Origin of the sequence: Trujillonella endophytica, assembly GCF_900110555.1 — a bacterium.
In the GTDB taxonomy this organism is placed as follows: Bacteria; Actinomycetota; Actinomycetes; order Mycobacteriales; family Geodermatophilaceae; genus Trujillonella; species Trujillonella endophytica.
This window is the reverse complement of sequence record NZ_FOEE01000020.1, coordinates 71,102-83,242: the sequence shown is the minus strand read 5'-3', so window position 1 is coordinate 83,242 and position 12,141 is coordinate 71,102. Positions and strand designations below refer to the sequence as shown.

The following is a 12,141-nucleotide window of genomic DNA, read 5'->3' as shown; positions in this document are numbered from 1 at the left end:
GGTGTCGGCGCCGGCGTCCAGTCCGGTGTCGCGCAGCTGCTTGCGTAGTTGCAGGACCAGCTCGATGGTCGCCGGTGGCGTGGCGCGCGGTGACTTGTGGGGCCGTCGGGAGCGCGGCGCGAAGGCGGCCTCACCCTCGGCTCGGTAGCGCTTGAGCAGCTCGTAGAGCCAGGACCGGGAGACGCCATAGGCGGCGATGACCTCAGCCGGCGTCCGGCCCTCGACCTCGATCGCGGTGATGACCAGTCGGGCTTTGGACATGGCCGAGCCTCGACCGGCTGTCCGGGATGACCTGGGACATCAGTCCTGGTATGTCTCGAGACATCTGTCCGGGATGTCTTGAGCCAGGACACCACGGGGCCCACCGATACGGCGCGTTGACCAGCGACGTTGCCCGTTCGCGCCCTCGTCGGGTCCGCGCCCCGCGGTTTTCGGGGAACCGGGCCGCCGGGGTTCCCATTCCCGGAAGCCTTTCGATAGCGTGCGTGCCCCACGGGGAGGTGGCATGAGCATCCAGGGGATCTCGCACGTCGGCCTGACGGTCAGTGACCTGAACACGAGCAGCGAGTGGTACTCGACCGTTCTCGGTTGGACGCAGCAGATGCGGGGCTCCACCGACACCACCACGTTCGCCTACGGCACGCTCGAGGACGGCACCGTGCTGGTGCTCCGGCAGCACGCAGCGAGCGCCGGCGAGGCGTTCGACGAGACGCGCTGCGGCCTGGACCATCTGTCCTTCACCTACGCCGGCCGGGCGGACCTCGATGAGCTGGTCGAGCGGCTGGCAGCTGCGGGCACGACGTGGACGCCGATCCGGACCACCGAGTACGCACACGTCGTGAACTTCCGGGACCCGGACAACACGGCGCTGGAGGGCACCGCAGCCCTCTGACTCCACTGCGTCCCGCCTCGTGGTCCGTCGTGCCCGAGCGGGTCCGCTCAGCCCGTGGTCGAGGCCCGGGACCGCGACGTCGGCACACCCACTCATCCGCAGACCCGGCCAAGGAGCCCCAGCGTGACCTGCACCTCCGAGCGGTCCGCCGCCCGGCCCGGCGACGAGCAGGGCGGCGGCTCCGGCAAGTCGCGGCGGACGTTCTTCGCCCGGGGCGCCACGCTCGGCCTGGGCATCGCAGCCGTCGGCGGCGTCGTCGGCGGCTCGGTCGCCGACGCGGCGCCGGTCCTGCCGCAGCCTCCCCAGTTCGATTCGGCCACGTCCGTCTACAACCTCAAGGGGGCCAACACCCGTCGGACCCGCGCCGCGCTGGCGCTGGCCCGCCTCGGCGCCGGAGTCGCCCGCATCGGCTTCCTCGGCGACTCGGTCACCGCGGGCACCGGGACGACTCGTGGCACCTCCGACCCGGTCACGCTGCTGCGCCAGCAGTTCGCCCGGGCGAAGTTCCGTACAGGCGAGCTGGTCCACCTGTACTCGGCCGCCCCCGAGCCGCGCGTCACCTACGCCGGGACGTGGGCCGACCAGAGCATCAACGTCCCATGGCGGAGGGGCCAGGCCGGGGCCACCCTGACGTTCAGCGGCGTGGGGCGCTACCTGGAGCTGGTCGTCTCGAACGAGTCGGTCACCGGGTTCACCACGGCGATCGACGGCGGCGCTCCGGTCTCCCACACCACCACCGGTGCGCTCACGTACAAGACGATGACGCTGGACGCGGGCACCGACGGCGCGCACACCCTCGTCCTCAAGCTCGCGGGCAACTCCTTCGTCTACGGGGTGGGCATCCGGCACGCGGACGGCGTGGTCGTCGAGAACGCCGGGATCTCGGGTGCGGCGACCGCGAACTTCCTGGCGTCCTTCGGCAGCGCCAACGTCATGTCCGCCGCCTCCTACTTCGACGTGGACACCTTCCTGGTGGAGCTGGGCGCGAACGACATGTACCAGGCCGTCCCGGTGGCGACGTACAAGACGAACCTGCTGGCGATCGTCGACAAGTGCCTCGCCAGCGGGGCGAACGTCGTGCTGGTCGCGACGCACACCCCCGCCGGCAACAGCGGCTGGCCGCCGTACCTGGCCGCGCAGTACGAGATCGCCGACCTGCGCGATCTCCCCCTGCTCGACCTCACCGACCGGATGGGCTGGCTCGGCACCGCCGGCGACTTCGACGGCACTCCCTACGACCTGGCCGTGCCCGACGGAAAGCACCTGACGGCGGTGGGGAACAGCGTCAAGGCGATGGCCTGGCTGGACGTGCTCGGTCCCATCGGGACGGGCACCCAGCCATGACCGTCCGGTGGTGCTCGATCACCGACCTCCCGGTCCCGCGGGACCCGCGAGCTCGCCGTCGGCGCATGGCGGTCGGTCGTCCCCAGGACGACCTCCGCCCGCGTGCGACGTCGTCCGCCCGCACGACCGGGCCGACGCCGGGACGCTCCTCGATCAGAGCGCGCGGACGAGGTCCCCGAGCCGCTGGGACCGCCAGAGGCTGAGCATCTTCGTCGTCATGTGCAGCTGGATCCGCGCGTTCTCGTGCTCGACGAGGCGGCGGTCCCGGGGGCCCTCCAGCGCGTCGAGGTCCCCGACCTCGCGGGCGAGGGCGATGGGAGCGCCCATCGAGTGGGACAAGCCGGACGCGGCGATCAGCAGGACGTGCAGCCGTACCTCGTCGAGGTCCAGCTGCGGTCCGCCGCTGGCCGCGTACTCCTCGATGAACACGGTCAGCAGGTCGTCGAGGTGGTCGTCCCAGAGCGACGGTTCGGCACAGCTGATCGCGCCGCTGACGGACTGGGCCACGCTGAGCTGCCCAGCGTTGGCCCAGTCCAGGAAGCCGGCCTCCAGGCGGCCGTCCGGTCCCGGCCGGAAGAAGCAGTTGTCGATGTTGGCGTTCCAGTGCGCGAAGGCGATGAGGTCCGGGTTGCCGTGGAGCACCTTCGTGATCCGGTCACCGGCGGCGAGCACGTCCGGGATGTCGGCCAGGAACTGCTCGCGGAACGCCGCCGATCGCGCATGCTCCGGGAAGAGCTGCGGATAGCGGTCGACGAAGTCGAAGAGCCGGCCGGCCCACTGCAGGATCTTGGCCTCCGGTGCCTGGCGCCCGCTCGGGGCCGTCGCCCGCTCGCGGTCGTAGGGGAACCGACTGTCGACGTCCGAGGGCAGCCGCCCGGCCCGGTGCGCCCCGGACAGCCGCGCCAGCCCCCGCAGGATGGCCGCGTAGTGGCCCACCTGGTCCGGCACCGTGTAGTCCAGGCACTTGGGGTAGTGCGGCTCGACCCCGTCGCGGCCGTAGGGAATGCGCTCGGTGACGATCAGCCCGGTGGAGGTCTCCGGGTCGACGTCGGCGAACAGGACGGCGGGCACGGGAACGGGGAAGTCCGGCGACCGGGACAGGATCGCGACGTCCACCTCCGAGACCAGGTGGTGGCGCCCGCTGTCCCACAGCTCGTTGTCGAAGTTGCGGGAGAACTTGACGAACAGCTCCTCCGGCAGGCCGGGCCCGGGGCTGTCGTAGGCCACCGTCAGCAGCAGCTTCTTCCCGGTGCCGCCCCCGTGGAACTCCTCCCACCCGACGATGCCGCGGACGGCGTTGTCGGCGGCCAGGGCGCCCGAGGCGCGGAAGGCCCGGGTGAGGAAGCCCGGACCGTCCGCCAGCAGGGTGCCGGCATCGGCCGGCACGGGGAGGCCGAAGTGCCGTCCGGGCGCCCAGCGCTCGCCGCCCGCGGCCGCCCCGTTGCTCGTCAGTGTCACGCCGTCCTTCTCCTGCGTCCGGTGTCCGCTCGCCGCCCCCCGGGCGTCGACGGTCTGCCCCGCCCGAGCGCTCCCCGGAGTATGCCGGTCGACCCGGGCCGGTCGGCGGCGACGGGGCGAACCCGGCCGGCGGCCCCGGCGCCCCCCGGTGGGACCTCGGAAGATCCCATAGCGTGGTCGCCGCCACACCGTCCGCACAGATCGGAAGCCCATGGAGATCCTGCACGCCGCCATCGCGATCGTGGGCGCGATCGTGCTCATCATCAGGGTCAAGGTCGACCCGGTGATCTCCCTGCTGCTGGCGTGCGTGTACCTGGGCCTCGCGACCGGCCTGGGCGCCCAGGGCACCGTGGACCAGATCACGGGCGGGTTCGGCGAGATCATGGCCGAGGTCGGCCTGCTCATCGGGTTCGGTGTGCTGATCGGGGCCCTGCTGCACTCCATGGGCACGTTCGACGACCTGGTGGAGATCCTCGCGCGCCGGCTGGGGCGACGCCTGCCGTACGCGATCGCGGGCGCGCTCTCCACGATCTTCCCGTCCATCTACGTCGACGTGCAGGTGGTCCTGGCGGCGCCCATGGCCAAGGAGTCGGCGCCGGCCGTCGACCGCCGCCACGGCCTCCCGTGGCTCGCCGGGGCGATGGCGATCGGCATCTTCGCCGGCTACGTCTTCGTCGTCCCGGGGCTCGCCGCGGTGGCCATCGCCGGGCTGATGGACGTGCCGCTGGGCACCTACCTGCTGTACGGCCTGCCGATCGGCCTGACGACGGCCCTGGTCACCACCTTCCTGTTCCGGCTGCTGCTGGGCCGCGGCTTCTGGAAGGAGGAGACCGACCTCGACCACGACGCGCTCGTGCGGACGGCCGAAGGCGACACCGACGGCCAGGACGACGCGCCCCGCGCCGAGCGCGCCGCCCGCCTGCCCCTGTGGGTCCGGCTGCTCCCCATCCTGGTGCCGCTGGTGCTGATCGCCACCGGGGCGATCCTCGACCTGGCGGAGGTCTCCAACCCCGTCGTCGTCTTCCTGGGTGATGCCAACATCGCCCTGTTCGTGGGGCTTCTGATCGCCTTCTGCACGGTCCGCCCGTCGATGGGGGCGGAGGCGACCGGCGAGGTCCTCACCGCCGGCTTCCGCACGACCGGCGAGATCCTGCTGGTCACGGGCGTCGGCGGGTCCCTCGGCGCCGTCATCGCCGAGAGCGGCATGGACGAGACGCTGGTCGACCTGTTCTCCGCCGACGCGGACGCGCCGGTCATCCTCAGCATCCTGCTCACGTGGTTCATCGCCGCGGTGCTGCACTTCGCGATCGGCTCGGTCTCCGTCGCGGCGATCACCGCCGCGGGCATCATCTCGCCGATCGTGGGCTCGCTCGGGGTCGATCCCGTCGTCATCGCCCTGGCGATCGCGTCCGGCGCGATGTTCGCGCTGCACGTCAACAGCAACTTCTTCTGGATGTTCAGCACGCTGCTCGACCTGTCCACCAAGGGCAGCCTGAAGACCCTGACGATGGCGACCTCGCTGGGGGCAGTCGTCTCCCTGCCGCTGGTGCTGGTGGCGAGCCTCGTGGCGACGGCCGTCTGAGAGCGACTCAGTCGGAGGGGGTGGCCCAGGCCCTCGCCGTCGCGATGCAGAACCCGGTGATCCGCTCGCGCTGCTCGTCGCTGGGGCGGGTGCCCGCGTCCACGTGGTCGGCCATGATGCCCAGCGTCCCGTGCGCGGCGAGCATGCTCGCCATCGCGGGGTCGGGGTTGCCGAGCGCGGCGAAGGGTTCGTGCAGGAGGGCGGCCAGGGTCGTGGTCGCGAAGTGGCGCCCCGCCGGCGCCCCGCTCCCCGAGATCGAGGCGTTCACCAGCACCGCGCGGGCGACCGTGCCGAGGTCCTCCCGGGTCTGGGTGAAGATGCCGTCGACCCAGCGCCGGATCCTGCCCTCGGGGGTCTGTTCCTTCGCCATGTGGTGGGTGAGGTAGCTGCGCAGGCGCTCGGTCCCGGCGTCCAGCACGGCCGCCATGAGCGCGCCCTTGGTGGGGAAGTAGCGGTAGAAGGTCTCGTTGGAGACCTTCGCCTCGGCGACGATGTCGGCGACGCGGGGAGCCGCGGCGGCGCCTCCCCGGACCATGACCGCGAGGCCGGCGTCCATCAGGCGGCGGATCTCATCCTGGTACGCGGCGCCGCGCGAGGCCAGCGCCCTCTCCACCAGCCGCTCGACCACCACGTCGTCGGCGGGCTCCACCGGTCCTGCACCCGGGTCCGTCATCGTCTTCCGATCCTACAGAAGCCGGTTCCGCCTGGTCCCGCGCGCGGAACGCCCCTCGTCGCTAGGCCGCGGCCCGCTCCAGCACGTGGACGCCGCAGGCGGAGCCCAGCCCGATCACGTGGGCGAGGCCGACGCGGGCGCCCTCGATCTGGCGGGGGCCGGCCTCTCCACGCAGGTGGGTCGCGACCTCCCAGACGTTGGCGATGCCGGTGGCCGAGACCGGGTGGCCCTTGGACTGCAGGCCGCCGGAGACGTTCACGGGGGTGCTGCCGTCGCGCCACGTCGCCCCGGAGCGGAAGAAGTCGGCGGCGCCGCCGGGCTCGCACAGCCCCAGGTTGTCGTAGTGGACGAGCTCGGCGGTGGCGAAGCAGTCGTGCAGCTCGACCAGGTCCAGGTCGGCCGGCCCGATGCCGGCCTGCTCGTACGCGGTGGTCGCTGCCCGGCGGGTCAGGGTGTTGATGTCGGGCAGCACCTGGCAGCCCTCGGTCCAGGGGTCGCTGGTCAGCACCGAGGCGCTGATCTTCACCGCGCGGCGCTGCTGCTCCAGGCTCAGGGTGCGCAGCTTGGTCTCGCTCACCAGCACCGCCGCGGCGGCGCCGTCGCAGTTGGCCGAGCACATCGGCCGGGTGTTGGGGTAGGCGATCATGACGTCGTTCATGATCTCGTCGAGGGTGAACCGCTTCTGGTAGGCGGCCTTCGGGTTCAGCGTCGAGTGCGCGTGGTTCTTCTCCGAGATGCGGGCGAACAGCTCGAAGTCCACGCCGCCGTACTTGTAGCCGTACTCCATGCCGATCTGGGCGAAGACGCCCGGCATGATCTCGGTGCCCACCCGGCCGTCGAGCGGGGCGACCGCGCCGTAGCGGCCGTCGCGGACCCAGTGCCCGCCCTCCTCCTTGCGCGCGTTGCCGGTCAGCAGGCCGGCGCCGGAGAGCTTCTCCACGCCCACGGCCAGACCGGTGTCGACCTCGCCGGACTTGATCGCCATGACCACGACCCGCAGCGCCGTGGCGCCGGTGGCGCACGCGTTGGCCACGTTGTAGACGGGGATGCCGGTCTGCCCGATCTGCTTCTGCAGGAGCTGGCCGAAACCGTTGCCGCCGATGAGGTTGCCCGCCGCGAGCACGCCGATGTCGCCGATGCCGACGCCGGCGTCGCGCAGTGCGCCCAGGGCCGCCTCCGAGCCCAGGTCGAGGGTGTCCTTGTCCTTGTGCCGGCCGAACCTCGTCATGTCGATGCCGAGGATCCACACGTTCTCCGCCATGGCGGCCTCCCTGATGATCGTGCCCTTCGTCTCGGCGGCCCTCTCGCAGGGGCCCGCCGCGAGCGTGCGAGTGGTGGGGGGCGAGGGGGTCCTACACAGGCTCGAAGCCGTAGCCGACGGCCTCGATCCCGGCGGAGTCGGTGCCCACCGGCACCGTGGTCAGGCGCACCCGCATGCCCAGGGTGACGTGCTCGGGGTCGGGCGGGGTGTTCACGACGTTCCCCCGCACGCTGGTGCCGCCGCAGTCGACGACGCCGGCCACGAACGGCACCTCGACCCCCGCGGCGGCGAACTGCACGATCGTGAACGTCGTCAGCACGCCCTCGGTCGGCACGTCCGCCGAGCCGAACTCCACGCCGCCGCAGTGCGCGCAGGCACTGCGCCGGTCGAAGTACCGGGCACCGCAGGCGGTGCACTCGGCGGCCACCAGGTGCGGCTCGTCGTCGAGCACCAGGTAGTCGACCAGGGGCATGCGACTCATCCGGGTCTCCCGTTCGGGTGGAGGGGCGTGAGCAGTGCGGGGCGGCGGGACCCTAGCGCGGATCGGCCAGGGCGAGGACGCCGCGATCGAGGACGACGGTGTCGCCGACCCGGGTCTGGAACAGGCACCGACCCTCCTCCCTCCACGCGTGCACGGTGAGCTCCTGCCCGGGCAGCACCGGCGCGGAGAACCGGGCCGACATGCCGCCGAAGCGCGCCGGGTCGGAGTCGCACACCGCGTGCAGGAGGGCGCGCCCGGTGAAGCCGTAGGTGCACAGGCCGTGCAGGATCGGGCGGTCCAACCCCGCCTGGCGGGCCAGCCACGGGTCGGAGTGCAGCGGGTTGCGATCCCCGGACAGCCGGTAGAGCAGCGCCTGGTCCGGGCGCGTGGGGTAGGCGACCACCGAGTCCGCCGGCCGCTCGGGCACCGACCAGGGCGTGCTCGGGCCCCGGTCACCACCGAAGCCGCCCTCGCCGCGGACGAAGATCGTGGCGCTGGTGTCGTACAGCGGCGCGTCCGTCGCCGCGTCCCGCGCCCGCGTCTCCATGACGATCAGCGCGTCGCGGCCCTTGTCGTACATGCCGCTGATCGACGAGGTGAGCCGCACGCTGCCTTCGACGGGCAGGGTGCCGTGCAGGGTCACCGACTGCTCGGCGTGCAGGATCGCCTGCAGCGGGAAGTCGCCCAGGGACGGCGCAGCGCCCGACCCCTGCCCGTTCAGCCCGCCGGCGACCACGGCGAAGGTCGGGAGCACCCGCTGCGGCACGTCGTGGCTGTTCTCGGTGGTGAACTCGAGCTCGTCGAGCGGGTCGAGCGCACCGGCGCCGACGCCGAGCGCGTAGACCAGCGCGTCCTTCGAGGTCCACGAGCCGACCCCGGCGTCCCACTCCTGGCCGACGGCGTCCAGGTTCAGCGGCACCTCATCCCTCCTGCGGCTGGACGTAGCCGCTGATGTCGGGGGTGGGAGCGGCCTTCGCGACGAGGTCGGACACGACCTCGCCGAGCGCGGCGGGATCCCACGGCTCGTCGCGCAGGATCTCGGCACCGATCCGCCACGACTCGACGAGCGCGACCCGGTTGCCGCGGACGTCGAAGATCCGGCCGGTCACCGCCGCGCTCTGCGGGCTGGCCAGCCACACGACGACGGGGGAGACGAAGCCGGGGTCGAACTTCGCGACGAACTCCGCGGGCGGCTCGTCGGTCATCAGCGCCAGGACCAGCCGGGTCGCGGCGGTCGGCGCGATCGTGTTCACGGTGACGCCGTACCGGGCCAGCTCCTGCGCGGCGCCCAGGGTGAAGGAGGCGATCCCGCCCTTGGCGGCGATGTAGTTGGTCTGGCCGAAGTTGCCGTAGAGCCCCACCGGCGAGGTGGTGCAGATGATCCGGCCGTCGACCCCGGCGCCGGTGGACTTGGCCCGGTCCCGCCAGTAGGCGGCGGCCGCGCGGGACGGCGCGAACGTGCCCCGCAGGTGCACCCGCACCACGCTGTCCCAGTCCTCGTCGCTCATGCCGGCCAGGGTGCGGTCGCGCAGGATCCCGGCGTTGTTCACCAGGACGTCGAGGCCGCCGAACGTGTCGATCGCCAGCCGCACCACCTCCCGCGCGCCGTCGGAGTCGGCCACGTCGTGCCCACTGGCGACGGCCTCGCCGCCGGCCGCGCGGATCTCCTCGGCGACGGCCTCGGCCACGGCCGGGTCGCTGCCCGTGCCGTCGGGGCCGCCGCCCAGGTCGTTGACCACGACGCGGGCGCCGTGCCGGGCCAGCTCCAGGGCGTGCGAACGGCCGAGGCCGCGGCCGCCGCCGGTGACGACGGCCACGCGGCCCTCGCAGATCTTCTCCACGGGAAGTCCTCTCAGAGCAGTCATGCCGAGATTTCCGCATGCCATTCTTGATGTCAAGAACGGCATTACTGACGCCGGCCCGCGGGGGTCGGTGCGTCGTCGTCCGTCACGCGGACCGGGTGAGGAGCAGGCAGCCGGCCAGCGGGCCGCCGCCGTTGCCGACGGCCGCCACCTCGGGCCGGCCGGGCACCTGGCGCTCGCCCGCCTCGCCGCGCAGCTGGAGCACGGCCTCGTGCAGGAACCCGTACCCGTGCAGCCGGCCGCCCGACAGCTGGCCGCCCGCCGTGTTCAGCGGCAGCGGACCGTCGAGAGCGATGCGGCCGCCGCCCTCGATGAAGGGGCCGCTCTCCCCGTGCCCGCAGAAGCCGAGGGCCTCCAGCCAGGACATGGCCAGCCAGCTGAACCCGTCGTACAGCTGGGCGACGTCGACGTCGGCCGGCCGCAGGTCGGTCCGCGACCACATGTGCGCGGCGGCCGACCGGGCCGGCATCGTCGTGAGGTCGTCCCACATCTCCCACGACGGGCGCCCGCGCAGCGCGGTGCCGACCGCCTCGATGCGCGCCACCGGGTGGTCGACGTCGCGGGCGTGCTCGGCGGCGGAGACGATCACGGCCGTGGAGCCGTCGACCGGGATGTCGCAGTCGTAGAGCCGGAAAGGCGTGGAGATCATCCGCGAGTCGAGGTAGTCCTCGAGGGTCAGCGGCGCGGTGAACACCGCCTTCGGGTTGAGCGCGGCGTTGCGCCGGGCGTTCAGCGCGATCTGGGCCATCTGCTCCGAGGTCGTGCCGAACTCGTGCATGTGCCGCTGCGTGTACATCGCCAGGTGGTTGGCGGCCGACAGCAGCCGGAACGGCGTCGTCCACTGCTGGGCCCCCGACGCGATCGGCGTCCCCGCGCCGATGCCGGGCCGCCGGCCGGTGCCCTGCGCCGTCGACTCGGTGACGGTGCGGTAGACGAGGACGTGCCGGGCCAGGCCGGCGGACACCGCCATCACCGCGTTGACCACCGCCTGGACCTGCGCCGGGCCCTCCATGCCGCCGCTGTGCCAGTTCAGCTCCAGCCGGAGCGCGTCCTGCACCGCGGGGGTGCCGGGGCCGGAGAACCCCGGGTAGACACCCGTGCCCCCCGGGTAGGTGGACAGGCCGTCGATGTCGGCGACGGTCAGCCCGGCGTCGGCGATCGCCTCCAGCGCGGCGTCGATGGTGAGCTCCAGCCCGTCGCGACCGAGCCGCCGGCCGACCGCCGACTGGCCGATCCCGGAGATGACGGCCGCGGCCTCGAAGCCGCTCACGCGGCCACCGGCCGGAACAGCGGCAGGAAGACCGGGTCGTGGTCCTCGAAGACCACCTCGACCGGCATGCCCACCCGGACGTCGGAGGGGTCCACGCCGACGACGTTGGTCAGCAGCCGCACCTCGGGTTGCTCCTCGAGCTCGACGAGGCCGATCACGTACAGGTCGCCGACGCCGTCCCACGGCTGGTGGTTGACCGTGAACGAGTAGAGCGTGCCGCGGCCGCTGACGGGGGTCGGCGAGGTCTCCCGGCCCTGGCAGGCGGGGCAGTACCCGACCGGTGGATGGATCAGGTAGCCGCACGCGTCGCAGCCGAGGAGCCGCAGTACGCCGTCCCGCCCCGACGTCCAGAAGAAGCCGCTGAGCTCCTCGGTGGTCGGCATGACGCGGACGACGGCCGGGGGCGGCGCGCCCTCGGTAGAAGAACGTTCTGACGTGCGTTCCATGCCGCGAGAATTGCATGGCAGGGTGATCCGCGACACCCTTCGACCTGGAGCGGCCCGATGCTGAGCGAGCACATCGACGGTCACGTGTCCTCGCTGCGACTCGAGCGGCCGGAGCGGCTGAACTCCTTCACCGCCGCGGACTACCGCGATCTCCGCCTGGCCCTCGAGCGGGCGCGGGCCGACGTCGGCGTCCGGGTGGTCGTGCTGACCGGCGCCGGTCGGGCGTTCTCCTCCGGAGCGGACCGGTCGCTGCTGGACCCGGCGGGCGGCGCGGCGCGAGAGGGGGCGGCGGCGGAGTTCGACGCGCTGCTCGCCACGCTGCGGAGCTTCGAGAAGCCACTGCTGGGCGCGGTGAACGGGCTTGCCGTCGGTGTCGGCTGCACCCTGCTGCTCTACTGCGACCTCCTCCTCGCCGCCGCCTCGGCCCGGTTCCGGCTGCCCTTCACGGCTCTGGGGCTCGTCCCGGAGGCCGGGAGCAGCGCGCTCCTGCCCGCTCGCGTGCGCTGGGACGCGGCGATGTGGGCGATGCTCTCCAGCGAGTGGTTCGACGCCGACGAGGCGCGCGAGATGGGCCTGGTGTGGCGCGTCGTCCCGGACGCCTCGCTGGTCGACCGCACGACGACCGTCGCCACTACGCTCGCTGCGCTCGATCCCGGCGCCGTGGTCGCGACCAAGCGCCTCCTCACGGCCGGTCGTGCCGATGTCGCGCAGCGGGCCGCCGAGCGGGAGATGGCGGCGATGCGCCCCCTGTCCGGGCGGCCCGGCGGGATGGCGCCGACCCCGCCGCCCGATGCTCCGGGCCCTCCGCCGTAACGCCGTTCTTGACAGTCAGAACGTCCTGCGGAAACGTCGGCCGGGTCGTGACCCCGGAG

13 protein-coding genes are annotated in these 12,141 nt (G+C 72.7%); 4 read left to right on the top strand and 9 right to left on the bottom strand.

Annotated elements, in window-relative coordinates; translation table 11 throughout:
* The coding region (locus BMY88_RS21935) for a helix-turn-helix domain-containing protein (RefSeq protein WP_139220554.1) at window positions 1-261 on the bottom strand (261 nt) is incomplete at its 3' end.
* A 244-nt stretch (window positions 262-505) separates the two neighbouring features.
* On the opposite strand from BMY88_RS21935, the gene BMY88_RS21930 reads away from it, so the two are divergent.
* Both BMY88_RS21930 and BMY88_RS21925 read left to right on the top strand, forming a co-directional pair.
* Window positions 506-892 (top strand): VOC family protein, encoded by a 387-nt coding sequence (locus BMY88_RS21930; RefSeq protein WP_091949038.1) that lies wholly within the window; start codon window positions 506-508, stop codon window positions 890-892.
* A gap of 123 nt (window positions 893-1,015) precedes the next feature.
* On the top strand, window positions 1,016-2,236 hold the full coding sequence (locus BMY88_RS21925) for an SGNH/GDSL hydrolase family protein (RefSeq protein ID WP_091949035.1): 1,221 nt from the start codon (window positions 1,016-1,018) through the stop codon (window positions 2,234-2,236).
* A 153-nt stretch (window positions 2,237-2,389) separates the two neighbouring features.
* On the opposite strand, the gene BMY88_RS21920 is transcribed toward BMY88_RS21925, so the two are convergent.
* Window positions 2,390-3,694, bottom strand: a complete 1,305-nt coding sequence (locus BMY88_RS21920; RefSeq protein ID WP_091949033.1) for a hypothetical protein — start codon at window positions 3,692-3,694, stop codon at window positions 2,390-2,392.
* Between the two features lie 211 nt (window positions 3,695-3,905).
* On the opposite strand from BMY88_RS21920, the gene BMY88_RS21915 reads away from it, so the two are divergent.
* The gene (locus tag BMY88_RS21915) at window positions 3,906-5,276 is read left to right on the top strand and encodes a GntP family permease (protein ID WP_091949031.1); all 1,371 of its coding nucleotides are present in this window, start codon (window positions 3,906-3,908) and stop codon (window positions 5,274-5,276) included.
* 7 nt (window positions 5,277-5,283) lie between these two features.
* Here BMY88_RS21915 and BMY88_RS21910 read toward each other — a convergent pair whose 3' ends face one another.
* The 7 genes from BMY88_RS21910 to BMY88_RS24205 all read right to left on the bottom strand — a co-directional run bounded on the left by BMY88_RS21910 (window position 5,284) and on the right by BMY88_RS24205 (window position 11,269).
* Window positions 5,284-5,949 carry a TetR/AcrR family transcriptional regulator gene (locus BMY88_RS21910; protein ID WP_091949027.1) on the bottom strand — a complete coding sequence of 222 codons (666 nt, stop codon included), beginning with the start codon at window positions 5,947-5,949 and terminating at the stop codon, window positions 5,284-5,286.
* 61 nt (window positions 5,950-6,010) lie between these two features.
* Window positions 6,011-7,210 (bottom strand): thiolase family protein, encoded by a 1,200-nt coding sequence (locus BMY88_RS21905; RefSeq protein WP_091949023.1) that lies wholly within the window; start codon window positions 7,208-7,210, stop codon window positions 6,011-6,013.
* Between the two features lie 91 nt (window positions 7,211-7,301).
* On the bottom strand, window positions 7,302-7,691 hold the full coding sequence (locus tag BMY88_RS21900) for a Zn-ribbon domain-containing OB-fold protein (RefSeq protein ID WP_091949020.1): 390 nt from the start codon (window positions 7,689-7,691) through the stop codon (window positions 7,302-7,304).
* Between the two features lie 52 nt (window positions 7,692-7,743).
* Window positions 7,744-8,610: a MaoC/PaaZ C-terminal domain-containing protein gene (locus BMY88_RS21895; protein WP_091949017.1), complete on the bottom strand. Its 867-nt coding sequence runs from the start codon at window positions 8,608-8,610 to the stop codon at window positions 7,744-7,746.
* Between the two features lies 1 nt (window position 8,611).
* On the bottom strand, window positions 8,612-9,532 hold the full coding sequence (locus BMY88_RS21890) for an SDR family NAD(P)-dependent oxidoreductase (RefSeq protein WP_091949015.1): 921 nt from the start codon (window positions 9,530-9,532) through the stop codon (window positions 8,612-8,614).
* Between the two features lie 106 nt (window positions 9,533-9,638).
* Window positions 9,639-10,823: a thiolase family protein gene (locus BMY88_RS21885; RefSeq protein WP_211435777.1), complete on the bottom strand. Its 1,185-nt coding sequence runs from the start codon at window positions 10,821-10,823 to the stop codon at window positions 9,639-9,641.
* Entirely contained in the window at window positions 10,820-11,269 is a 450-nt protein-coding gene (locus BMY88_RS24205) for a Zn-ribbon domain-containing OB-fold protein (RefSeq protein WP_211435776.1), read from the bottom strand. Before BMY88_RS24205 ends, BMY88_RS21885 begins: the two co-directional genes overlap by 4 nt.
* A 57-nt stretch (window positions 11,270-11,326) precedes the next feature.
* Between BMY88_RS24205 and BMY88_RS21880 the strand changes: the two genes are divergently transcribed.
* The gene (locus BMY88_RS21880; RefSeq protein ID WP_091949013.1) at window positions 11,327-12,082 is read left to right on the top strand and encodes an enoyl-CoA hydratase/isomerase family protein; all 756 of its coding nucleotides are present in this window, start codon (window positions 11,327-11,329) and stop codon (window positions 12,080-12,082) included.
* Window positions 12,083-12,141 lie beyond the last annotated feature (59 nt).